Origin of the sequence: Streptomyces sp. NPDC048415, assembly GCF_040651675.1 — a bacterium.
Taxonomy (GTDB): Bacteria; Actinomycetota; Actinomycetes; order Streptomycetales; family Streptomycetaceae; genus Streptomyces.
Map to the genome: position 1 here is coordinate 26414 of NZ_JBEZKJ010000024.1, position 22010 is coordinate 48423.

A 22010-nucleotide genomic window follows, 5' to 3' on the forward strand; every position below is an offset into this window, starting at 1 on the left:
CCGCGGCCGGGGCTCTGCCATCCGGGGAGCCGCTCTCCGACGGACTGTTGCCCCACGAGTGTGGGAGCGCCTCCATGGATGCCATGTCAACGTCACTCCACACAGGCGACCCGCTCCGGTCCGCACTCGGCGTGCTCCTCGCCGGGGGCCCTGACCCGTGGCGGCGGCAGCGACCCCGTCGGCATCAAGTCCAAACCGCGTTCACTCTGGGCGGCACGGTGTGCGGCGTGACGTGACGTACGCGGTCAGGCGCCGTAGGTGACCGTCACCTCCTTGAATCCCAGAGAACGCAGCAGGCCTTGGAGCATGCCGGTGGTGTTCTGCTCGGCACGTGAGGTGAGGCGGCTGTCCTTCGCGGCCTCGCCGATGTGCTTGGCCGCGAGCCGCTGCACAGCCCGCTCGTCGTTCGGGTTGTCCGAGAAGATGTCGCCGATCCGGTCGAGGAGACCGCGCTGTTTGGAGACGGCGTAGGAGTGGTCGGGGTCGAGCGCGGGCTTGCCCAGCGCCGCGTGCGGCAGCCGGAGCGTGGCCGACGTACGGTCGCCATTGACCGTCACGTCCTTGTCACCGAGCGTGCCGAGGTCGACATAGGCGTCCACGGTGCCCGCGCCCACATACAGCGTGCGGGTGCCGCGGAGCGCGTCGGGCAGGTACTTGGCGTCCTTCTCCAGGTCCACGACAACCTGGAAGTTGCCCGACGCGGCGTCGTAGCGGCTGATGTCCTGGATCGACTTCAGGAGCGCGGGGCCCGACCGGTCGTGGGTCTGCGTGCCGAACACATCGCGCAGCCCCGGCAGCAGGGCCAGCCGCAGCCCGGCGAAGAGCACCACGAGCACCAGCACGAAGGCACTGACCACCTTCGCCCAACCGGGCATGCGCTTGATGGACGTCGTCATGTCGACGGTCCTCCCTTCAACAGTTCGGGTACCCCTCAAGTCCCTTGCCAGACCGTTACGTTGGGACGACCCCGGCAGAGCGTGGTGCCTCAGGTACTGATGACCTCCCGCCCCCGCCTCAGTTCGCGGTACGCCGAGGACGCGCCGCGTCTGCTCGCCGTACCGCATCTGCTGGACGACCTGCCCGCGCGGGCGCACGCGCTGCCGCCTGCGGGAACCGGTTTTCCCTCCGGTCGAGTGCCGGGAAGGTGCGCAGTAGCATGAGGCACGCACCCCGGGTCGATCATCATGCCAACCGGCGACGCCACCCGGTTCGATCATGCGAGGAGCGGTCGTGCGTGACATCGCCGTGTTCAGCGGTAGTGCCCATCCCGAGCTGGCGGCCGAGGTCTGCGCGCATCTAGGGGTCCCCCTCAGCCCGACCCGCGTCAGCCGGTTCGCCAACGACTGCCTGGAGGTGCAGCTCCAGGCCAATTGCCGCGAGCGCGATGTCTTCCTGGTGCAGCCGCTGGTCGCGCCGGTGCAGGAGCACCTCGTCGAGCTGCTGATGATGTGCGACGCGGCGCGTGGCGCGTCCGCCGGGCGGATCACCGTGGTCATGCCGCACTACTCCTACGCCCGCTCGGACAAGAAGGACATGCCGCGGATCTCCATGGGCGGCCGGCTCGTGGCGGACCTGCTGGTGGCCGCCGGCGCGAGCCGCGTCCTCGCGATGACCCTGCACTCGCCGCAGGTGCACGGCTTCTTCTCGGTGCCGGTCGATCATCTGCATGCGCTGCGGGAGCTGGCCGCGCACTTCCGTGGCTATGACCTCTCGCATGCGACGGTGGTCTCGCCCGACCTGGGCAACGCCAAGGAGGCGGCGGCGTTCGCGCGGCTGATCGGGGCCCAGGTGGCCGCCGGTGCCAAACAGCGCTTCGCGGACGACCGGGTGAGCATCAGCTCCGTCATCGGGGAGATCGCCGGACGCGATGTCATCGTGCTGGACGACGAGATCGCCAAGGGCAGCACCGTTCTCGAACTTCTCGAGCGGCTGCGGGAGTTGGGGCCGCGGTCGATCCGGGTCGCCTGCACCCACGGCCTGTTCGCGGCGGGCGCGCTCAAGCGGCTCAGCGAGCAGAGCGACATCCTGGAGATCGTGTGCACCAACACCGTGCCGGTGCCGGTCGAGGATCACACGGAGAAGCTGCGGATCCTGTCCATCGCCCCCGCGCTCGCCGAGGCGGTGCGGCGCATTCACAACGGTGAGTCCGTCAGCGCCCTGTTCGACGCGCCCCCGAGCGAATAGACAGGTAGCAGCGGAACTTCCTGCCCGTCCGCTCGGTCACGAGAGCGGCGCAGCGCCCGGCCGGGAAGCCGCGGAGCAACGCTCGGCGTCACCCAGGTGATCAGGAGGGCTCGCAGTGGCGAAGGCGAAATTCGAGCGGACCAAGCCGCACGTCAACATCGGCACCATCGGGCACATCGACCACGGCAAGACGACGCTCACGGCGGCCGTGACCAAGGTGTTGCACGACCGCTTCCCCGACCTGAACCCCTACACACCGTTCGACCAGATCGACAAGGCCCCCGAGGAACGCCAGCGCGGCATCACGATATCGATCGCCCATGTCGAGTACCAGACCGAGCACCGGCACTACGCGCACGTCGACTGCCCGGGGCACGCGGACTACATCAAGAACATGATCACGGGTGCCGCCCAGATGGACGGCGCGATCCTGGTCGTCGCGGCGACCGACGGGCCGATGCCGCAGACCAAGGAGCACGTCCTGCTGGCCCGGCAGGTCGGCGTCCCGTACATCGTCGTCGCGCTCAACAAGACGGACCTGGTGGACGACGAGGAGATCCTCGAACTCGTCGAGCTCGAAGTGCGCGAGCTGCTCACCGCGTACGAGTTTCCGGGCGACGACGTCCCGGTCGTGCGGGTCTCGGCGCTCAAGGCCCTCGAGGGCGACCCGGAGTGGAGTGCGTCCCTCCTCGAACTCCTAGCCGCTGTCGACGAGTTCGTGCCCGAGCCGGTGCGCGATGTGGACCGGCCGTTCCTGATGCCCATCGAGGACGTCTTCACCATCACGGGCCGCGGCACGGTCGTCACCGGCCGCATCGAGCGCGGGGTGCTGAGGGTCAACAGCGAGGTCGAGATCATCGGCATCCACGAGCAGAAGACGAAGACCACCGTCACCGGCGTCGAGATGTTCCGCAAACTCCTCGACGAGGGCCGGGCGGGGGAGAACGTCGGACTGCTGCTGCGCGGGGTCAGGCGCGAGGACGTGGAGCGCGGACAGGTCGTCATCAAGCCCGGTTCGGTGACCCCGCACACGGAGTTCGAGGCGCGCGCGTACATCCTGTCCAAGGACGAGGGCGGCCGGCACACCCCGTTCTTCGACAACTACCGGCCGCAGTTCTACTTCCGGACCACGGATGTGACCGGAGTCGTCACCCTTCCCAAGGGCACGGAGATGGTCATGCCGGGCGACAACACCACCATGCAGGTGCAGTTGATCCAGCCCATCGCCATGGAGGAGGGGCTGAAGTTCGCCATCCGGGAGGGCGGCAGGACGGTCGGCGCGGGGCAGGTCACCAAGATCCGGAAGTAGCCTCGGGCCGGCTCAGCGCCTCGTCCAGCGATGGCGAAGGAGGCAGGAGCGGCGCGAGGCCGGTCACCTTGAGGATGCGCAGGGTCAGTGGCTGGGTGCAGACGAGGTGCAGCCGTCCGCCCCGGTCGAGGACCCGGCGCCTCGCCCGATACAGCAGGCGCAGGCCCGAGCAGTCGAAGAACTCGACCGGCCGCAGGTCGATCACGACCTGCGGCTGCGGGCGCCCGGTCGCGGAATCCAGTAACGGGGTGATCTCCACCGCCGCGAGGATGTCGATCTCTCCGTGGAACTCCAGCACGGTGTGCCCGCGCTCCTCGCGGACGCGCAGATGCCGGCTGAGCGGTGCGGGGTCGTGCGCCACGACGACATCGCCTCCAACCGGCTGCTGATCCACTCCTGGTGGCAGGGCCGTTCCTTGCTCGACAAGTGGCCCTCGACAGAACGAATTTCAGCATGTTCGATTGACATATGTCTTCGGTTTGCCCGGTGAGTCGTCCTGTGAACCGCGCGCCGGAGTCACGACAGCGCGTGCCACGCCTTGGACAGTGCCTGGCGAAGCTGATCGGTCTGGTGGGACGTGAGATCCCGGACCATGCGCTCCTCCAGCTCCCGCACGGCCCCCGCGACCCGCGCGAGCAGCTCGCGCCCCTCGTCGGTCAGCAGGATCAGCAGCTCGCGCCGGTTGCGGGGATTGCGCTCGCGGCGCACCAGTCCGCGGCTCTCCAGTGAGCGCACCAGATCGGCCGTGGACTGCGCGGTCACGAACGAGTCGCGCGCGAGCTGCGCCGCCGACAGGCCGTCGTGCCGCTCCAGCACCGTCAGCGAGGTGTACTGCAGCGCTGTGATCCCCGCCGGTTTCACCAGTTCGTCGAGGTGGGAGCGCACGACGAGCTCGACCTGCTTGACCATGTAGAGCAGTGACGGGGGTGCCTTGGTTGCCTGGGTGCCGACCATGAGTTCAGCCTAGGCCATTGACAGGAAACCTGTCTGTATTGAGACTGCGGTCCACCAGGATTCCTGTTGGTTGAAATCTTGGCGATCACGGCACCAAGGCTGAGGAGTGGGCAATGACGACCACCTTCGAGAGTGGGCCCGGGCGGCTCTTCATCGGTGGACAGTGGCGTGAGGCGGCCGACGGAGCGCGTACGGACGTGATCGATCCGTCCACGGGCCGGGTGGTCACGACCGTCGCGGAGGCCGGTGCGGCCGATGTCGACGCCGCCGTGCGCGCCGCACGGGAAGCCTTCGACCACGGCCCCTGGGCAGGGCTGAGCGGCCGCCAGCGCGGCCGGGTGCTGCACCGCGTCTCCGAGCTGATCCGTGAGAACGCCGACGAGCTCGCGGCCCTGGAGAGCCTCGACGTGGGCAAGCCGATCTCGCTGTGCCACGCCGTGGACGTGACGAACGCGGCCAACGACTACGAGTACTACGCCTCCCTCGCATGGACTCTGGAAGGCGCGTCCCGCGACACCGCTCTCAACGCCCACGCGTACACCCGGCGCGGTCCGCTCGGCGTGGTCGCCGCGATCACGCCCTTCAACTTCCCGCTGATCCTTGCCGGTTCGAAGATCGCCCCGGCGCTCGCGGCCGGCAACGCCGTGGTGCACAAGCCCGCCGACGAGACCCCGCTCAGCGCCCTCTACATGGCCGGTCTCCTGAAGAAGGCAGGCGTCCCCGACGGTGTGGTGAACGTCGTCACCGGCAGCGGACCCGTCGCGGGCGAGGCGCTGCTGCGCAACCCCGGCATCGACAAGGTCGCCTTCACCGGATCGACGGCCGTCGGCCGGCACGCCGCGAGCGTGGCCGGTGCGGCGCTCAAGCCCGTCACCATGGAACTGGGCGGCAACGCGGCGCACCTCGTCTTCGAGGACGCGGACCTGGACAAGGCGATCGGCGCGGTCATCAAGGGCTTCGTCTTCAACACCGGCCAGTTCTGCATGGGCGGCCCCCGGCTGCTCGTCGCCCGCCCGCTGTACGACACCGTCCTCGGCATCCTCGCCGACGCGGTGCCCGGCGTGCCGGTGGGCGACCCTCGTCACCCGGAGACCGTCGTCGGTCCGATGGCGGCGCAGAAGCATCTCCAGAAGGTCGAGGAGTACGTCGCCCTGGCCCGCAAGGAGGGCGCCCGCATCGTCTGCGGCGGTGAGCGCCTCGACCTGAACGGCGGCTACTACTACCGGCCGACAGTCGTCGCGGGACTCCCGAACGACTCCCGCGTGATCCAGGAGGAGATCTTCGGCCCTGTCCTCACGGTCCAGCCCTTCGACTCCGAGGACGAGGCCGTCGAACTGGCCAACTCCACCTCGTACGGCCTGGCTTCGGGCATCCAGACCACCGACCTCGCCCGCGCGCACCGCGTCGCCGACCGGCTTCAGGCGGGCATCGTCTGGATCAACGACTGGGCGATGCTCGACCCCGCGGTCCCCTTCGGCGGGGTCAAGGACTCCGGCTTCGGCCGGGAGTACGGGCCCGAGGCGCTCGCCGCCTACACCAAGGTCAAGTCCGTCGTCGTCTCGCTCGACTGAGCCCACCACACCGGCCGGAGCGCTCCTGCGGCGCCCTTGAAAGAAGGAGTTCATGCGATGTCCACCACCACTCGCGCCGCCGTGGTCGAGTCCGGGGGAGCGCCGTTCACGCTCACCGACGTCGAACTGGACGAGCCCGGCCCGGGCGAAACCCTCGTCCGGATGGTCGCGGCCGGACTGTGTCACACGGACCTCGGCGCGGCGAGCGGCGGTCTGCCCTTCCCACTGCCCGGAGTCCTCGGCCACGAGGGGGCGGGCGTCGTCGAGGCCGTCGGTCCGAGCGTCACCGGCATCGCCCCCGGCGACCATGTCGTGCTGTCCTTCACCTCCTGCGGCGGCTGCCACAACTGCCGTGACGGGCACCCCGCGTACTGCGCCGCCTGGCTGCCGCTGAACCTCATCGGTGGCCGGCGCGCCGACGGCACCAGCACGATCAGCCGCGACGGGGCGCCGCTCGGCGGCCACTTCTTCGGGCAGTCCTCCTTCGCGGAACGGGCGCTGGTCGACGAGCGCAGCCTCGTCAAGGTCGACCCGGACGTCCAGTTGGAGTCCATCGCCCCGCTGGGCTGCGGTGTGCAGACCGGGGTCGGCGCCGTCTGGAACGTGCTGAAGCCGAAGGCGGGAAGCAGCCTAGTCGTCCTCGGCGCCGGAGCCGTCGGCCTGTCCGCGGTGATGGCCGCGGCCCTGACACCCGCGACCACGGTCATCGCCGTGGACAAGGTCGCCGAACGCCTCGCACTGGCCCGGAGCCTGGGGGCCACCCACACGGTGAACGCCGACGAGGGCGACATCGCCGAGGCCATCCTCGCGCTCACCGGCGGCCAGGGCGCCGACGGTGTCGTGGAGAGCACCGCAAGCGTCGCCGTGCTGCGCAAGGGAGCCGACGTACTCGCCCCGCGCGGCACCCTGGTCGTCGTCGGCGCCCCGCCCTTCGGCACCGAGGTCGCCCTGGACGTCAACGCGCTGCTGCCCGGCAAGAAGGTCGTCGGCCTCACCCTCGGCGACAGCGAGACCCGCACGTCGATCCCGGCCCTGGTCCAGCTCGTACGGGACGGACGACTCCCGCTGCACCGCCTGATCACCCACTACCCCTTCGCGGACATCGAGCAGGCGGTGCGGGACATGAGTGCGGGCAAGACGATCAAGCCCGTCCTCACGTTCTAGCGTTCCGGTCGGCTGGTCGACGACCGTTCCCGTCGACTATTCGACGACGAGGACCAGCTTTCCCGTGGTCCGTCCGGTGTCGCCCAGCGCGTGCGCCTCGGCGGCCTCGGACAGCGGGAACGTACCCGCGATGGTCGCGCGCAGCTTGCCCGCGCCGACCAGCTCCGCGATCGCGTTCATCCCGGCGTGATCGGCCTCGACGAGCAGCTCGATCGCCCGCACGCCCAGCCTCTCGGCCTCCTCGATGAAGTCCTTGTCCCCACGGGGCAGGATCGAGACGACGAGGCCGCCCTCGCGCAGGACCCGCAGCGAGCGGGACCGGTAGTCGCCGCCGATCGTGTCCAGGACGACATCGACGTCCTTGACGGCCTCGGCGAAGTCGGTCTCCCGGTAGTCGATCGGCTCGTCGACGCCCAGCTCGCGCAGGAAGTCGTGCTTGCCCGCGCTGGCCGTACCGATCACATACGCGCCGCGCGCCTTGGCGATCTGCACGGCCAGATGTCCGACGCCGCCCGCCGCGGCGTGGATCAGCACCCGTTGCCCCGGCCGCACGTCCGCCGTGTCGACCAGGGCCTGCCAGGCGGTCAGCGCCGCCAGCGGAATGGCCCCCGCCTGGACGTGGTCGACCTCGGACGGCTTACGGGCGAAGGCGCGTGCGGGGCCGGTGACGTACTCGGCGTGCGCGCCGACGCCGTACGGGTAGGGCAGCATGCCGAAGACCTCGTCACCCGGCTTGAACAGGGTGACTCCGATGCCGATGGCCTCCACCACGCCCGAGACGTCCCAGCCCAGGACGAACGGCGGCTCCTTGAGGAAACCCTGGCCCGCGCGGTGCTTCCAGTCGGTCGGGTTCAGCCCCGCCGCGCGCACCCGCACCAGCAGCTCACTCGGCCCGGGCACGGGCCGCTCCTTCTCCACTTCCTTGAGTACCTCGGGACCGCCGAGGACGTCCTGACTGATCGCGCGCATCGTCTTCGCATTGCTCATGGGCCCAAGGCTGCCGCGCTTTCGCGGCCACGGAAATGGCAAGATTGCCAATGTTCGATAGGATCGTGCCATGCGACATAGGGAACGAGTGGTCGTCCTGGCGCTCGACGGCGTCTATCCCTTCGAGCTGGGCATCCCCAGCCGGATCTTCGGTGCGGCGGACGGCCGCTACGAGGTGGTGACCTGCACCGTCGACGGACAGCCCGTCCGTACCAACGCCGATTTCTCGGTCACCGTCGACCACGGCCCCGAGGCGCTGCGCATCGCGGACACGGTGGTGATCCCGCCCATCACCCCGGCGAGCGTCACCGCGGAACTGCCCGACGACGTCACCGCCGCCCTGGCGCTCATCCCGTCCGGCGCCCGCATCGTCTCCATCTGCACCGGCGCGTTCGTCCTGGCGGCGGCCGGACTGCTGGACGGACGCCCGGCGACCACGCACTGGCAGCTGGCCGACCAGTTCCGCCGCATGTTCCCGCACGTCGTGCTGGACCCGGACGTGCTGTTCGTCGACGACGACACGATCCTCACCTCGGCCGGTGCCGCGTCCGGTATCGACGCCTGTCTGCACATCCTGCGCAAGGACCACGGCAGTGAACTGGCCAACAAGGTGGCCCGGCGCTGCGTGGTCCCGCCCCTGCGGGAGGGCGGCCAGGCCCAGTACATCGAGCAGCCCGTGCCGGACCCCTCGGCGACGAGCACGGCCGCCACCCGCAGCTGGGCCCTGACCCGCCTCGGCGACCCCCTGACGCTGGCCGATCTCGCGGGCCACGCGCGGATGAGCTCGCGCACCTTCGCCCGCCGCTTCAACGACGAGGTGGGCGTGAGTCCCGGCCGCTGGCTCATCCAGCAGCGGGTCTCCCGGGCCCGCCATCTGCTGGAGTCCAGCGATCTGTCGGTGGACCAGGTCGCCGGGAAGGTCGGCTTCGCGACCGGGGCCTCGCTGCGCCAGCATCTGCACGCGGCCATCGGCGTCTCACCGCAGGCATACCGGCGTACGTTCCAGGCGGCCCGCTGACCGCGACGAACGATCCATGCCGCCCAGGCGTCGAAGGAGGGACACGGCGCTCGGGGGACAGGGGTGGGCATGCGCAAGGCACTCGCGGCGACGGTCGTGTTGCTCGGGGTGCTGGCGGCGGGGTGCCGCGCCGGGGGCCCGGGCGACCTCGTGGTCACCGGAACGCCCCCGGCCACGCCGTACGCGGGGCCGCTGAGTGTGCCGTCCGAGAAGACCGAGGGGGACAGCCTCCGGGCGCGGCCGGACGGGCGCTGGAGTGCACGGGGGAGTTCTACTCCGGCGGGGCGAGCGATCCGTGGAGCAAGGGCGACGGCGGCGCGACCCCGGAGGAGGGCCTGCGGGCCTACTTCGGCATGGAACAGCCCGAGCTGCCGGAGTCGGGCTACCGGGTGGAGCGCGAGGAGACCGGCCGCGTCCTGTTCTCGTACGACGTCGGCGGGAGGACCAAGGTCGCCGTCGTGGTCGCCAAGGACCGGCCGCACCGGCCCGGTTGGGGCCCGGAGACCAGTGCGTCCTGCGACCCTGCCGAACTCCCGGCACGCTTCACCGAAGAGAAGGGGTACGAGATCTGGGCCGACCGGCAGGGCCACCGCCTGCCCGTCACGTGGATCAACAGCTACGCGGGCCCCCGGCACTGCGGCTGGCAGAGCGCGCACTTCCTGGCGACGGGCCGGGGCAAGGACAGCAGGCTGTACGCCCGCGATCCGGACGGGGTGCTCGGCCCCGAGATGCTCACCGCCGACTACAGGCCGGACGCCCTCGTGCCCGTCGGCGCGCGCGACACCGGCTACCGCTACCAGGACTGGGAACTGTGGCTGACCGCAGGCAAGTCCAAGGCGTATGTCCGCACACCCCACGGGGTGGAGGTGTGGCCCGAGGTGAAGCCCGGACTGGGCTGCCGGTGACGGGTCAGCGGCTGCGGTGCAGGGCCACCAGCAGTTGCCAGACCTGGTGGGCGATGTCGTCCGAGGTGCCCTCCAGCAGGCCGTGCAGCCAGTCGGCGAGGACGCCCGCGAAGGTGGCGGCGACCGCGGAGGCGACGAGCGGGGCGTCCGGGGCGCCCGCCAGGGTGCGCTCGGCGAGGCTGCGGGCACGCAGATCCCGGTGCAGTACACGGCCGAGCGGGCCGCCGCCGCCCGGGCTCAGCAGCGTGCGGTAGAGGGCGGCCTGCGGGGTCAGTTCGGCGAAGAACGCGAGGAGAGCGGGTGGCGCGGACATCGGGTCGGGCCGCCCGCGCCAGGCGTGCAGCGCCTCCACGGCGTCCCGTACGACATCGGCGCAGGCGTCGACTGCCAGCGCCTCCAGGTCGGCGTAGTGCACGTAGAAGGTGGCCCGGCCGACGCCGGCCCGGCGCACCAGCGCGGCGACACCGAGGTCCTCCAGCGGGCGCTCGGCGCACTCCTCCAGCAGCGCCCGCCGTAGTTTCGCGCGGGTCCGGGCGGCGCGCGGGTCCTCGGGCGTCATCGCGCGAGCAGAACGGCGGCCAGGGCGACGGCGCCGGGCAGGGCCTGCGCGAAGAGGATGCGGCGGTTCGCGGTGAGCGCTCCGTACACCCCCGCGACCACGACGCACGCCAGGAAGAAGACCTGCGCGCGGAAGCCGGTGGGATCCGCCGCGATGAGGCCCCACACGAGGCCCGCCGCCAGAAACCCGTTGTAGAGCCCCTGGTTCGCGGCCAGCGGCGCGGTCGCCCGGGCCATCTCCGCGTCGAACCCGTGCAGCCCCCGGCCCGGCTTCTTCTCCCACAGGAACATCTCCAGCACCAGGATGTACACATGCAGCGCGGCCACCAGGCCTACCAGCACGTTCGCGACCGTCTCCATCGTCAGCAAGCTCCGTCGTGTGTCGGAAATTTCCCGGACAGGTGTCCACTATAACTGGACAGCCGTCCAAGAAGTCGCCCCGGGAGGTTCGGGCTTCTGTCGTACGCAGGCCGCTCTTGGCACGTCGCCTGCCGAGGCGGAGCATCCGCCACGGATCCGGCTCAGGGTGGTGATCATCGGGCGGCTCGATCTGGCCGAGGCCGGGCCCCAGCGACGCGCCGCACGGCCCGACCGAAGGTCAACCGGCTCCGTATCGGCGGGGACCAGCCCTCGCGGCGGACCGCGGTGACCCTGGGCTCGGTGTCAGGGGGCACCGAGCCCAGGGCGAGGTTCCTGGTCCGTCAGGCCGTCCGCGGATGCGGTGTCATCGACAACTTGTCCGGCTTGACCGTCACGATGGCCTGCGGGCGCGGAGGAGTCGAGGCGAGTGTCAGCCGCCACCGCTGGAGAACCGTGGCGAGGATGATGAGGAGTTCCGTCCAGGCGAACTCCTCGCCAATGCACTTGCGCCGGCCGTCCCCGAAGGCGAGGAACGAGGAACGGCCCACAGCCTTCGCCCGCTCCGGCTCCCAGCGGTCCGGGTCGAAGGTGCCGGGGTCGGTGTAGACCTCGGGGTCGTGCTGATGGACGTACGGGCTGTAGATGACGTCCGCGCCCTCCGGTATCGGGTGCCCGTCCAGGGTGACCGGGCGCGTGGTGGTGCGGGTGACCAGCCAGGCGGGGCCGTACATGCGCATGGTCTCCTTCAGGACCGCGCGCATGTACGGGAGTTCGGCCAGGTCCTCCTGGGTGAGCGGGCGGTCGCCGCAGGCCGCGTCCAGCTCCTCGTGCAACCGCTGCTCGGTCTTCTGGCTCCTGCTGATCTCGTACAGCGCCCAGGCGAGGGTCGTCCCCGTCGTCTCGATGGCGCCCGTCAGGAGGGTGATCGCCTCGTCCTGGAGCTGCTGGCGGGAGAGCGGGCCCGTCTCGGGGTCGTCGGCGGTGAGGAGGGTGGAGAACAGACCGCCGCCCGGGGCCTGTTCGGCGGGCTGGTGTGCCGGGCAGCCGACCGGTGCCTCGGAGGCGGCCGGCGCGGCTGCCGACAACTGCGCGCGGTGGTGGTCGATCGCCTGGTCGATGAGGGCCCGCAGGCGCGCCACCCGCCGCTCGTGCGCACGGTTCGCCGGCAGCGGCAGTTTCGTCACCCAGCCAGGCAGGATGGTCTGCCGGATCGTGCCGCGCATGATCGCCGGCATGAGGCCGGTGAACTCCTCCTCGACATGCGCGGGCAGGCCAGTGCCGAAGAGGGCCACGAGGAAGGTCGACAGAGTGAGGTCGTTCATGTCCTCGTACGTCTCGCGCGCGACCCCCGGCGCCCAGGCGGCGGTCGCCTCCCGCACATGGTCGATCATGACGTCGCCCCGCGTGGCGATGTGCGCCTTGTTGAACATCGGCTGCATCAGTCGCCGGTGCTTCATGTGCAGGTCGCCGTCGGCGATCGTGGCGAGGCCGTCACCGAAGAACACCCGCAGCGCGTCGATGATCTTCCCGCCCTTGGCGAAGGCGTCGACCTCCGTCACCAGCACCCTGCGGGTGACGGCCGGATCGGTGACGACATAGGCGGGGGTGGGGCCGAGCAGAATCCGTACGACGCTGCCCTGGCCGCGCAGCGAGTCCATGAAGTCCAGCGGTCGGCGGGCGAGTTGGTGAGCGTGTCCGATCAGGGGCAGGCGGCCGGGCGCGGTGGGTGCCGCAGTGGGGGAACCCGACGGGGAACTCATCCGTACGTCTCCTCAAGATCATTTCGAATGGGACGGAGCATGCCATGCATGCCCTGGATGATCGCGAAGTACGCGAAGTACCCCGGCGATGAACGTATTTGTCGACTTGAGCACTCTTGTCGGAGCGTGACCGAACACTCACGGGTACCGGGAGGGGAGTTGATCCTTTCGATCTCAAACCCGATAAGCTCCCGTGCGGCGCTGCGAGTTGACGCGAACACACTCGGACGCCACGCGCCGCGTTCCCGACGCGTACGGCGCCTGCACACCCCCTGTTCGATCGTGTTGCTTTCGAAGGATGCAGATGGAACTTGCCACTCCGCCCCCGGCGGCGCGGGCACCGGTCGCCTGGTACAGCTGGTGGCTGATGCCGCTCGCCTTAGGTGCCGGAACCGTCGCCACCGCCGTCGCGGGACCCGACCAGGTCCAGATACCCGCGACGTTCGCCGGCGCCGCGGCCACCGCGGCCAGTGCCGTCTGTGTACGGCTCCTCGTCCGCACCCAGTCCCAACTGCGCCGGGCCACCGGTGACTTCCGCGCCTCGCAGGCCGAGCACTCGCAGCAGTGGCAGCAGCATGTGGCGGGCCTGGAACGGAAGTTCACGGCCGAGCGCTCCGTTCTGGAGAACCAACTCGCCGAACAGACCCAGCTCTTCGAGTCCCAACTCGCCGAGCAGTCACAGCTCTTCGAGTCCCGGCTCGCGGAGGAGGCCAAGGCCTACGAGGCGCGGCTGGTCTCCGAGTCCCGCGGCTACGAGGCGCGGATCACCTCGGAGGGTGAGGTCTGGCAGGAGCAACTCGCCCTGCAGCAGGGCGCCGTCGCGCGACTCGGTGACACCTGTCTGCCCGAGGCGCTGAAGCGGCTGCGGGCCGGTGACGCCATCGACGACATCCTGCCGGAGATCGTGGAGGAACTTGACGCGGGCCCCGAGCTGCGGGCCGCACTGCGCAAGATCCTCAGGACCGCGCTGATCGGCGTGGAGGAGGAGTTCGACCGCTCGACCTCGGCCGCGCAGGCCGTGATCAGCATCGGCAGCCGTATCCACGTACTGACCAGCAAGCTGCGCGGGCGCCTGCACGAGATGCAGGGCGAACACGGGCGGCTGCCCGCCGTGGCCCAGGGCCTCATGGAACTGGACCAGGAGATCGGCCCCGCCGACTGTCTCGCCGCCAGCATCGGCGTACTCGGCGGCTCGGACCGCCCCGGACGTCAGTGGCAGGAACCGCAACGACTGCTGAGCGTGGTCCGCGGCGGTATCGGCCGCATCAAGGACTTCGACCGCATTCAGGTCCGCCACCTCCCCGAACTCGGCGTCGACGGCGGCCTGGTGGACCACCTCACGCTGATCTTCGCCCACCTCCTCGACAACGCGGCCCGCTACTCGCCGCCCACCGAACCGGTGGTCGTCTCCGGCAAGGAGGTCCCCAACGGCGTCGGCATCGAGATCCAGGACGCCGGCAAGGGCCTGAGCGAGGAGAAGAAGCGCGAGGCCGAGCAGTCCCTCGCGGGCACCGTCGCCGGCCCCGGCCTCGGCGGTATCTCGGAGGACGCCAACCTCGGTCTGCGCGTCGTGGGCGCCCTGGCGCGCCGCTACGGCATCCGGGTCACCTTCGCGGACTCGCCCTGGCTCGGCACCTCGGTGGTCGTCGTGGTCCCGCACAAGTACTTCAGTCCGCTGCCCGCCGCCGTCACCGAGCCCGCCCCCGCCGCGGCGATCACCGCGAGTCCCGAGCCGGTCCAGATCGCGCCCGAACAGACCGCCGACGACGTGGACACCACGCCCGGTGGCCTGCCCCGGCGCCGGAGCAGGCGCAGCGACCCGGCGACGGCATCGCCGCGGCCCAGGTCCGTCGAGCGGACGGAGGAGCCCGTGGCCGCCGTACCGCCGGACGCGTCCTTCGCCGGCCTCGCCGCCTTCGCCACCGCCGGACGCGAGAGCGCACCGCCGCGCGAGACGACCGCGGACCGCGACCCGGCAGCCGGCGCCGAAGCGACCGCCGGACGCGAGTTCAACGAGCACCGCACTGAAGAGAGCGACTAGTCCACATGACGCAACAGGGAACCGACGTGAGCTGGGCGCTCCGCGACCTGACGGAGAGCATCCAGGAGATCCGCTTCGCCCTCGTGGCATCGAGCGACGGCAAGGCCATCACCTCCTACGGCGCCGACGACCCCGACGACGTGGACCGTTTCGCCGCCGTCGTCGCGGGCCTGCAGGCGCTCGCCCAGCCGGTGGCCGAGCAGTTCCCCCAGTACGCCGGGCAACTGCGGCTCGCGATGATCGAGGTCGACGGCGGCCACCTGTTCGTGGTGCGGGCCGGCGTGGAGACGTACCTCGGAGTGCTCGCCAAGGAAGGCCTCGACCAGGGTCTTCTCGGCCACCAGATGAGGGACCTGGCCCGCAGGATGGGTGAGCTCCTCGGCACCACTCCGCGCCTGGAGGAGCACTCTGGATGAGTGCTCCCCGCCCGCCCACGGACCCGTCCGGTCTCGAGCGCTACTACGTCCTCACCGGTGGCCGCAGCGGACCGGGCGGTTCGGCGTCGGGCCTTGATGTGGCGACCCTCATCGTCTCCCGCGCCGCGGCCGTACCCGGCATGCAGCACGAGCACGAGGAGATCATCCGGCGCTGCCGCGATCCGCTGTCGGTGGCCGAACTCGGCGCCCACCTCGGATTGCCCTTCAACATTCTCGCGGTGCTCCTGGCCGATCTGCTGGACGCAGGCCGCGTCGAAGCCCGTCATCCCATCCCGGCGTCCGGCGCCGGCAGCGGGCCCGACCTCGCGCTCCTTGAGGAGGTACTCAGTGGACTTCAAAGGCTTTGACCACCCCGACCGGCAGACGGCCGGGGGCCCCCGCTCGGTGAAGGTGATGATCGCCGGCGGCTTCGGCACCGGGAAGACCACCATGGTGCGCTCCGTCAGCGACATCAAGCCGCTGACCACCGAGGAGACCCTGACCCAGGCCAGCGCGGACGTCGACAACCTGATCGGGGTGGCGGACAAGCAGGAGACCACCGTCAGCCTCGACTTCGGCAAGATCGGCATCAACGACCAACTGGTGCTGTACCTGTTCGGGACGCCCGGCCAGGAGCGGTTCTGGTTCCTGTGGAACGGCCTGTTCAAGGGCGCTCTCGGAGCGGTGGTCCTGGTGGACACCCGGCGGCTGGCCTCCAGCTTCCGGGCCATCGAGGAGATGGAACGGCAGAACGTGCCCTTCGTCATCGCCCTGAACGTCTTTCCCGATTCCACGGACCACCCGATCGACGAGATCCGCGACGCCCTGGACATCTCCCCGCACATCCCGATCGTGGCCTGCGACGCCCGTGACCGGGCCTCCAGCCGTGACGTGCTGATCGCGCTGATACGTCACCTCAAGGAACGCTCTGCCGTCGCTCTGGAGCCCCGATGAACGACCAGCCCTCGAACGGCCCCGACGCTCCCCGCGGCTGCCCCGTCGCCCACGGCGATCCGGGTGACCTCACCCGGCTGTACGGGCCGGAGGCGGCGCTCGACCCGCACGGCATCTACACGCGGCTGCGCAAGGAGTACGGGACCGTGGCGCCGATACTCCTCGAGGGAGACATCCCCGCCTGGCTGGTCCTCGGCTATCGGGAGAACCGGCGGGTGCTCGACAACCCCCGCCAGTTCAGCCGGGACGCGCGCATCTGGCGGGACTGGAAGGAGGGCCGCGTCGAGGCGGCCTCACCGCTGGTCCCCATGCTGGGCTGGCGCCCCGACTGCGTGTCCCAGGACGGTGAGCCGCACCGCAGACTGCGCGGCGCGGTCACCGACAATCTGCAGACGGTCGCCGGCCGCGGGATCAGACGCCATGTCACGCACTTCGCGAACAAGCAGATCGACGCGTTCGCGGGGGAGGGCAGCGCCGACCTGGTGGGGGACTACGCCGAATACCTGCCCATGCTCGTACTGACCAGGCTCTTCGGGCTCCCGGCGGGCGAGGGGCGCAATCTCGCCGTCTCCTGCGCCCAGGTCATCAAGGGCGGTGAGGACGCCGTCGCGCACAACGACCGGATCATGCGGATCCTCGGGGAACTCGCGACACGCAAACGCGACGAGCCCGGCGCCGACTTCACCACCGGGCTGCTCGGGCACCACGCCCACCTGGACGAGGACGAGATCCTCAGCCATCTGCGGCTGGTGCTGATCACCGCGCACACCACCACCAGCAATCTGCTGGCCCGGGTGCTCCAGCTGATCCTCACGGACACCTCCCGGCTCGCGGGTCTGGTCAGCGGACAGCTGAACGTCTCCGCGGTCGTCGAAGAGGTCATGTGGAACACCCCACCGCTGGCCGTCCTCCCGGGGCGCTTCGCCGCCATCGACCTGGAACTCGGCGGCCATCACATCAAGGAGGGCGACCTCCTGGTCCTCGGGCTCACCGCCGGCAACCTCGACCCGGAGATCCGGCCCGAGGCGGGTGTGTCCCTGTACGGCAACCAGTCGCACCTCGCGTTCAGCGGCGGCCCGCACGAGTGCCCCGGCCAGAACATCGGTCAGGCCATCATCGAGACGGCTGTCGATGTGCTGCTGCACAGGCTGCCGGGGCTCCGTCTCGCCGTGGCGCCCGACGAACTCACCTCGACCGCCTCCACCTGGGAGGCACGACTCGACTCGCTGCCGGTGGAGTTCGCGGCGCAGAGCGTGGGCTTCTGACCGTCTCCGCCCGGCCGAGCGCACCGGCCGGGCGGAAACGGTCGGTCACACGGCGAGCAGATCGTCCAGCGACCCCTTGCCCGCGAGCTCCGCGGTGGCCGCCGGTCCTTCCTTCGAGGCGGCGTAGCGGCCCGAGGTCAGCGCCCACTCGTAGTTGCCGTTGATCCAGTGCTGGATCGCCTCCACGCCCATGCGGACCTGGACACGCTGCTCGGCGCTCAGGCCGAGTTCCTCGCACATCTCGGGTACGCGGGCTTCGAGTGCGAGGTACTCGTCGAGGCATTCCGTGGTCATGCGGTACGCCACGGCGGCGGCCTCCTCCCAGGAGCAGCCGCGTTCTCGGTGGAGCACGGCGATCAGGTTGTGCCCGTCCCCTCGGCGCTTCTCGCGCTCGAATGAGTGGATGTCGTTCATGAACCCGATGGTGTCGGCCGCCAGGTCCCGCATGCGGACCATCAGCGGATGCGCCTGCACCTGCGCCGGCACCTCGAAGCCCCGGCTGCGCTCACCGGCGTCGATGCTGTGGTGGATGCCGACCGTGCGGCGCCGGAACTCGGCGTACTCCTCGAGGCCGAGCGTGCCCGCCAGGCCGCGGGCGGCGAGATCGACCTCCTCGGTGTGCGCCACGAGGAAGCGTCCCCAGGAGGCGGCGAACCGCGTCTTCCAGGTCAGGGACATGCCATCCGAGAGATGGTCCCAGACGTCCGCCCAGGCGACGGTGATGGGGCACACCACTCGGGGGGCGGTCCCGGCGGGGCGCAGCGGTGTGGCGATCAACTCCCGTGCGACCTCCGCTATACGGTCCGCGCGGTCGGGTCTCCCGGTGTCGAACTGGTCGTCGAACAGGAAGGCCAGGGAGAACCAGTTCATCAGGATGACCATGTCGTCGGCCGAGGCGTGGGGATAGGTCCGTGCCGCCGCCTGAGGAAGGTCCCAGGACTGGTACTCCTCGAACCCGGCCTGGCTGCGAACCAGTCCCATGTCCCACACCCAGCGCAGATGGCGCTCTCGGGCGTAGTCAAGGTGCTCGCTGACCGGGGTCGTGAAGGGGAGGTCGAACCTGACGTCCTGCGGCATGCGCGTCCTTTCTTGAGACGAATCACAGGCCCCCGCCCTGTGCGCGGACGATCACTGTTGACGCCCGCTGACTCGAACTGCTCTGTCTGAGTCGTTAGTTGACGACTCAAGTGCGCTTCGAGACTGCCCAGAGCCTAAACGATCTATGGTGTGAGATCCGTAACGCGTGATGCAGGTGTGCTTTCGCTCAACTCGCCCCGCCGCAGGTGGAGTCGGGTGTCAGGCGTCGGGCGCGGCGTGCACCCGCTCACCGCCCACATAGGTCAGCGCGACCCTCGTCTCGGCGATCGCCTCCGACGGCCCGGCAAACGGGTCGCGGTCCAGGATGGCCAGATCCGCCAGGGCGCCCACACGGACGCTGCCGGTGTCGTCGAGGTGGTTCGCGTACGCCGATCCCGCGGTGTACGCCGTGAGCGCGGCCGTGAGGTCGATGCGCTCGGTGGCCAGGAACACCGGCCCCACCTCGTCGGGGTTCACGCGGTTGACGGCGACATGGATGCCCTGGATCGGGTCGGGGCTGCTGACCGGCCAGTCGCTGCCCGCCGCCAGCCGCGCCCCCGAGCGCAGCAAGGCCCCGAACGGGTACTGCCAGGCGGCGCGTTCGGGCCCGAGGAAGGGGATGGTCAGTTCGTCCATCTGCGGTTCGTGGGCCGCCCACAGCGGCTGGATGTTGGCCGTGGCGCCGAGTGCGGCGAAACGGGGCACGTCGTCGGGGTGCACGACCTGGAGGTGGGCCAGGTGCGGGCGGGTGTCGCTCGGTCCGTTCGTCTTCCGCGCCGCCTCGACGGCGTCCAGGGCGTCGCGTACGGCCCGGTCGCCCAGCGCGTGGAAGTGGCACTGGAATCCGAGCGCGTCCAACTCCGTGACATACCCGGGCAGTCGGGCGGGATCGATGAAGGTGGTGCCCCGATTCGCGGTCGCGCAGCCGCACTTGTCCAGATAGGGGTCGAGCAGCGAGGCCGTGCCGTTCTCGGCGACCCCGTCCAGCATGAGCTTGACGCTGGTGGCCCGGAACCGGCCGTGGCTCAACGCGGCGCGGCGTTCCACGAGTTCGGGGATCTGCTCGGCCCCCCGCGCACGGTCCCACCACAGTGCGCCGACGACCCGCGCGGTCAGCGAGCCGTCGCGGGCCGCCGCCAGATACGCCCCGGACGGATCGTCCATGCCCAGAAAGGTGCCCACGAGCGCGTCCTGCCAGCCGGTGATGCCGAGCGCGTGCAGATGCCGCTGGGCGTGCAGCAGCGCGGCCAGCCGGTCCGCCTCGGTGGCCGGCGGCGTGATCCCGCCGACGTACTGCATGGCTCCTTCCTGGAGCATGCCGGTGGGCTCGCCGGACGCGTCCCGCTCGAACCGCCCGTCGGCCGGGTCGGGCGTGTCCCGGGTGACGCCGGCGAGTTCCAGGGCCCGGCTGTTGACCCAGGCGCCGTGATGGTCCCGGTTGGGCAGGTACACCGGCCGGTCCCCTACGACCGCGTCCAGCAGCTCCTTGGTCGGCGTACCTCCCTCGAAGGCCTCCATGGACCAGCCGCCGCCCGTGATCCACTCCCGTCCGGGGTGCGCGTCGGCGTACGCGCGGACGGCAGCCAGCGTGTCCTTGGCCGTCCGCGCGCCGGTGAGGTCGCACTGGGCGAGTTCCAGGCCTGCCGGGACCGGGTGGACGTGCGCGTCCTGGAACCCGGGCAGCAGCAGCCGTCCGGCCAGGTCGACCACCTCGGTCTTCGGGCCGACGAGGTCGTGGACCTCGGAGTGTCCGACGGCGGTGATCCGGCCGCCGGTGATGGCGACGGCGGTCGCGGTAGGGCCCTCGGGGGTGAGGACCGGGCCGCCGGTGAAGAGGAGGTCAGCGCGCATGTTCTGTTCCTTGGTCGGGTGCGGTCGGCAGTGGAGCACGTCAGTTGGGGGTGGCCAGCAGGCGGGGGGCGTCGGCGTCCGTGCCGTGGCCCGTGCGGAAGTAGGCGGACTTGCGGACCCACTTGGCCCACGCGGCGGCCAGGAAACCGGAGACGATCATCAAAGCGGGCGTGAGCAGCAGGAACCACCCGTTGTCCGCGCTCACTTCGAAGTGGTCGGCCGATGTGTAGAAGGACCAGCCGAGGTAGCCGGCGAGCCCGAGCAGCGCCGCGGCGCTCAGCGAGGGGAGGACCACGGCCCGTATCCCCTGCCGCCAGTCCTCCCGCAGCAGCCCCCGGAAGCGTGCGGCGGCCGCGAGTGCGGTGAGCGCGTAGGAGAGGGCGACGACGATCCCCACCGCGTTGACCGTCGCCATGATCATGTCGGCGAGCCGGGGGATCACCAGGGCGAGCGAGGCCACCGCCGCCGCCAGCGCGCCGATCAGCAGCGTCCCGGCCGCCGGAGTGCCGTACCGGGCACTGACCTTGGACCACACCGGCCCGAGCGTACGATCCCGGCTCATCGCGAACATCCCGCGCGCCGTCGGTATCACTCCGGCCTGCAGCGAGGCGACGGCCGAGAACATCAGGGCCACCAGCGGCAGCGCGGCCAGCGGCTGCGCGGCGAGCCGGTCCCCGAAGAAGGCCAGCCCCTCGGCGCCGTGCCCGGCCAACTCCGGTCCGGACAGCACACGTTGGAAGGCCACGGAGCCGAGCAGGAACAGCCCCAGCATCGTCACCAGCGTGATGATCCCGGCCCGCGAGGCGTCCCGCGGGTCGCGCACCTCCTCGTTCACGGTGAAGGCCGCCTCGAAGCCCCAGTAGCAGAACACCGACAGCAGCAGCCCCTGCGCGAGCGCCGACGCCGACGGGATCTCGAACGGGTCGAACCAGCTCAGGCTGAAGGGGTGCGGGCCCGTGACGATGCCGTATGCGCAAAAGCCCAGCAGCACGACGTACTCGAAGACCAGCAGTCCGCTCTGCAGCCGGGCGGCGGTCCTGACCCCGGTGACCGCGGTGAGCGTGACGGCGACGAGGACCACGATCCCCACCGCCGTCGTCTGGGCGGTCGAGCCCGAGTCGAGGGCGTGACCCGCCACCTCGTGCAATCCCGCCTCGCCGGCGAGCTGAAGCGTCGCCGAGCCGGTCACCGCCGTGGTGTACGCGAGGAACGCCACCGTCGCCACGATGTTCACCCAGCCGACCAGGAAACCGAGCCAGGGAGTGAGCGAACGGCCCACCCACACATAGCCGTTGCCGGCGTTCGGCTCCACCCGGTTGAGCCGGGAGTAGGCACCCGCGATCCCGAGAACGGGAAGGAAGGCCAGCAGCATGATCGCGGGCAGATGCAGCCCGACCGCCCCGGCCGTCACCCCGAGACCGATGCCGATGCTGGTGGTCGCCGCCGTACTGGAGGCGGCGATGGCCACACCGTCCATGACACCGAGGGTCCTGCGCAGGGACGGGGGATCCACACCGTACGGCTTCTGCGTCATGGCCTGCTCCGATCGCGCCCGGGGCCTGAAACCGGCCCGATGACCGGAAATGAAACTGCCCGGGGCCTTAACAGGTCAACGCTGTTGACATAAGGTGCCCGC

The 22010-nt window shown here is 70.4% G+C and carries 21 protein-coding genes; 11 read left to right on the top strand and 10 right to left on the bottom strand.

Going from position 1 to position 22010, the window contains the following annotated elements; all coding sequences use genetic code 11:
• Positions 1–245: 245 nt before the first annotated feature.
• A complete protein-coding gene (locus AB0D27_RS18170; protein ID WP_362509177.1) occupies positions 246–896 on the bottom strand; it encodes a DUF4230 domain-containing protein in 651 nt (216 codons plus the stop codon).
• A gap of 334 nt (positions 897–1230) precedes the next feature.
• On the opposite strand from AB0D27_RS18170, the gene AB0D27_RS18175 reads away from it, so the two are divergent.
• On the top strand, positions 1231–2184 hold the full coding sequence (locus AB0D27_RS18175; RefSeq protein WP_362509180.1) for a ribose-phosphate pyrophosphokinase: 954 nt from the start codon (positions 1231–1233) through the stop codon (positions 2182–2184).
• Between the two features lie 115 nt (positions 2185–2299).
• Positions 2300–3493: an elongation factor Tu gene (gene tuf / locus AB0D27_RS18180; protein ID WP_362509183.1), complete on the top strand. Its 1194-nt coding sequence runs from the start codon at positions 2300–2302 to the stop codon at positions 3491–3493.
• On the opposite strand, the gene AB0D27_RS18185 is transcribed toward tuf, so the two are convergent.
• Positions 3474–3854, bottom strand: a complete 381-nt coding sequence (locus AB0D27_RS18185; protein WP_362509186.1) for an anti-sigma factor antagonist — start codon at positions 3852–3854, stop codon at positions 3474–3476. The two genes, tuf and AB0D27_RS18185, sit on opposite strands and share 20 nt — an antisense overlap.
• 155 nt (positions 3855–4009) lie before the next feature.
• Positions 4010–4447, bottom strand: a complete 438-nt coding sequence (locus tag AB0D27_RS18190) for a MarR family transcriptional regulator (RefSeq protein ID WP_362509189.1) — start codon at positions 4445–4447, stop codon at positions 4010–4012.
• Between the two features lie 113 nt (positions 4448–4560).
• On the opposite strand from AB0D27_RS18190, the gene AB0D27_RS18195 reads away from it, so the two are divergent.
• On the top strand, positions 4561–6018 hold the full coding sequence (locus AB0D27_RS18195) for an aldehyde dehydrogenase family protein (RefSeq protein ID WP_362509192.1): 1458 nt from the start codon (positions 4561–4563) through the stop codon (positions 6016–6018).
• Between the two features lie 57 nt (positions 6019–6075).
• Positions 6076–7182 (top strand): NAD(P)-dependent alcohol dehydrogenase, encoded by a 1107-nt coding sequence (locus AB0D27_RS18200; RefSeq protein ID WP_362509195.1) that lies wholly within the window; start codon positions 6076–6078, stop codon positions 7180–7182.
• A 36-nt stretch (positions 7183–7218) separates the two neighbouring features.
• Here AB0D27_RS18200 and AB0D27_RS18205 read toward each other — a convergent pair whose 3' ends face one another.
• Complete coding sequence (locus AB0D27_RS18205; protein ID WP_362509198.1) at positions 7219–8169, bottom strand: NADP-dependent oxidoreductase; 951 nt, start codon at positions 8167–8169, stop codon at positions 7219–7221.
• A gap of 70 nt (positions 8170–8239) precedes the next feature.
• Here AB0D27_RS18205 and AB0D27_RS18210 point away from each other — a divergent pair, with 70 nt between their 5' ends.
• On the top strand, positions 8240–9187 hold the full coding sequence (locus AB0D27_RS18210; protein ID WP_362509201.1) for a helix-turn-helix domain-containing protein: 948 nt from the start codon (positions 8240–8242) through the stop codon (positions 9185–9187).
• 353 nt (positions 9188–9540) lie between these two features.
• A complete protein-coding gene (locus tag AB0D27_RS18215; protein ID WP_362509204.1) occupies positions 9541–10092 on the top strand; it encodes a hypothetical protein in 552 nt (183 codons plus the stop codon).
• Between the two features lie 4 nt (positions 10093–10096).
• On the opposite strand, the gene AB0D27_RS18220 is transcribed toward AB0D27_RS18215, so the two are convergent.
• The 3 genes from AB0D27_RS18220 to AB0D27_RS18230 form a co-directional block, all read right to left on the bottom strand.
• A complete protein-coding gene (locus AB0D27_RS18220; RefSeq protein ID WP_362509207.1) occupies positions 10097–10651 on the bottom strand; it encodes a TetR/AcrR family transcriptional regulator in 555 nt (184 codons plus the stop codon).
• Positions 10648–11010 carry a DUF1304 domain-containing protein gene (locus tag AB0D27_RS18225; protein WP_362509210.1) on the bottom strand — a complete coding sequence of 121 codons (363 nt, stop codon included), beginning with the start codon at positions 11008–11010 and terminating at the stop codon, positions 10648–10650. The genes AB0D27_RS18220 and AB0D27_RS18225 overlap by 4 nt, the downstream gene beginning before the upstream one ends.
• Before the next feature lie 341 nt (positions 11011–11351).
• Positions 11352–12770 carry a cytochrome P450 gene (locus tag AB0D27_RS18230; RefSeq protein ID WP_362509213.1) on the bottom strand — a complete coding sequence of 473 codons (1419 nt, stop codon included), beginning with the start codon at positions 12768–12770 and terminating at the stop codon, positions 11352–11354.
• Positions 12771–13074: 304 nt separating this feature from the next.
• Here AB0D27_RS18230 and AB0D27_RS18235 point away from each other — a divergent pair, with 304 nt between their 5' ends.
• Genes AB0D27_RS18235 through AB0D27_RS18255 form a run of 5 tightly spaced genes read left to right on the top strand, consistent with a single transcriptional unit; the run spans position 13075 to position 17446 of the window.
• The gene (locus AB0D27_RS18235) at positions 13075–14811 is read left to right on the top strand and encodes an ATP-binding protein (protein ID WP_362509215.1); all 1737 of its coding nucleotides are present in this window, start codon (positions 13075–13077) and stop codon (positions 14809–14811) included.
• A gap of 5 nt (positions 14812–14816) precedes the next feature.
• Complete coding sequence (locus AB0D27_RS18240; RefSeq protein WP_028798637.1) at positions 14817–15227, top strand: roadblock/LC7 domain-containing protein; 411 nt, start codon at positions 14817–14819, stop codon at positions 15225–15227.
• On the top strand, positions 15224–15595 hold the full coding sequence (locus AB0D27_RS18245) for a DUF742 domain-containing protein (RefSeq protein ID WP_362509218.1): 372 nt from the start codon (positions 15224–15226) through the stop codon (positions 15593–15595). The genes AB0D27_RS18240 and AB0D27_RS18245 overlap by 4 nt, the downstream gene beginning before the upstream one ends.
• Complete coding sequence (locus AB0D27_RS18250) at positions 15576–16181, top strand: ATP/GTP-binding protein (protein WP_362509221.1); 606 nt, start codon at positions 15576–15578, stop codon at positions 16179–16181. Before AB0D27_RS18245 ends, AB0D27_RS18250 begins: the two co-directional genes overlap by 20 nt.
• Positions 16178–17446, top strand: coding sequence for a cytochrome P450 (locus tag AB0D27_RS18255; protein WP_362509224.1), 1269 nt, complete (start codon positions 16178–16180; stop codon positions 17444–17446). The genes AB0D27_RS18250 and AB0D27_RS18255 overlap by 4 nt, the downstream gene beginning before the upstream one ends.
• Positions 17447–17491: 45 nt before the next feature.
• On the opposite strand, the gene AB0D27_RS18260 is transcribed toward AB0D27_RS18255, so the two are convergent.
• From AB0D27_RS18260 to AB0D27_RS18270, 3 genes are all read right to left on the bottom strand, one after another.
• Entirely contained in the window at positions 17492–18523 is a 1032-nt protein-coding gene (locus AB0D27_RS18260) for a 7-epi-alpha-eudesmol synthase (protein WP_362509227.1), read from the bottom strand.
• A 219-nt stretch (positions 18524–18742) separates the two neighbouring features.
• The gene (locus AB0D27_RS18265; protein WP_362509230.1) at positions 18743–20374 is read right to left on the bottom strand and encodes an amidohydrolase; all 1632 of its coding nucleotides are present in this window, start codon (positions 20372–20374) and stop codon (positions 18743–18745) included.
• 40 nt (positions 20375–20414) lie between these two features.
• Complete coding sequence (locus tag AB0D27_RS18270; protein WP_362509233.1) at positions 20415–21908, bottom strand: APC family permease; 1494 nt, start codon at positions 21906–21908, stop codon at positions 20415–20417.
• Positions 21909–22010 lie beyond the last annotated feature (102 nt).

Excerpts from the sequence above, each read along its gene's own strand:
- AB0D27_RS18170 (WP_362509177.1), bottom strand. The coding sequence starts at position 896 with ATGACGACGTCCATCAAGCGCATGCCCGGTTGGGCGAAGGTGGTCAGT.
- AB0D27_RS18190 (WP_362509189.1), bottom strand. The coding sequence starts at position 4,447 with ATGGTCGGCACCCAGGCAACCAAGGCACCCCCGTCACTGCTCTACATG.
- AB0D27_RS18195 (WP_362509192.1), top strand. The coding sequence starts at position 4,561 with ATGACGACCACCTTCGAGAGTGGGCCCGGGCGGCTCTTCATCGGTGGA.
- AB0D27_RS18200 (WP_362509195.1), top strand. The coding sequence starts at position 6,076 with ATGTCCACCACCACTCGCGCCGCCGTGGTCGAGTCCGGGGGAGCGCCG.
- AB0D27_RS18205 (WP_362509198.1), bottom strand. The coding sequence starts at position 8,169 with ATGAGCAATGCGAAGACGATGCGCGCGATCAGTCAGGACGTCCTCGGC.
- AB0D27_RS18210 (WP_362509201.1), top strand. The coding sequence starts at position 8,240 with ATGCGACATAGGGAACGAGTGGTCGTCCTGGCGCTCGACGGCGTCTAT.
- AB0D27_RS18215 (WP_362509204.1), top strand. The coding sequence starts at position 9,541 with ATGGAACAGCCCGAGCTGCCGGAGTCGGGCTACCGGGTGGAGCGCGAG.
- AB0D27_RS18220 (WP_362509207.1), bottom strand. The coding sequence starts at position 10,651 with ATGACGCCCGAGGACCCGCGCGCCGCCCGGACCCGCGCGAAACTACGG.
- AB0D27_RS18225 (WP_362509210.1), bottom strand. The coding sequence starts at position 11,010 with ATGGAGACGGTCGCGAACGTGCTGGTAGGCCTGGTGGCCGCGCTGCAT.
- AB0D27_RS18230 (WP_362509213.1), bottom strand. The coding sequence starts at position 12,770 with ATGAGTTCCCCGTCGGGTTCCCCCACTGCGGCACCCACCGCGCCCGGC.
- AB0D27_RS18235 (WP_362509215.1), top strand. The coding sequence starts at position 13,075 with ATGGAACTTGCCACTCCGCCCCCGGCGGCGCGGGCACCGGTCGCCTGG.
- AB0D27_RS18240 (WP_028798637.1), top strand. The coding sequence starts at position 14,817 with ATGACGCAACAGGGAACCGACGTGAGCTGGGCGCTCCGCGACCTGACG.
- AB0D27_RS18245 (WP_362509218.1), top strand. The coding sequence starts at position 15,224 with ATGAGTGCTCCCCGCCCGCCCACGGACCCGTCCGGTCTCGAGCGCTAC.
- AB0D27_RS18255 (WP_362509224.1), top strand. The coding sequence starts at position 16,178 with ATGAACGACCAGCCCTCGAACGGCCCCGACGCTCCCCGCGGCTGCCCC.
- AB0D27_RS18260 (WP_362509227.1), bottom strand. The coding sequence starts at position 18,523 with ATGCCGCAGGACGTCAGGTTCGACCTCCCCTTCACGACCCCGGTCAGC.
- AB0D27_RS18265 (WP_362509230.1), bottom strand. The coding sequence starts at position 20,374 with ATGCGCGCTGACCTCCTCTTCACCGGCGGCCCGGTCCTCACCCCCGAG.
- AB0D27_RS18270 (WP_362509233.1), bottom strand. The coding sequence starts at position 21,908 with ATGACGCAGAAGCCGTACGGTGTGGATCCCCCGTCCCTGCGCAGGACC.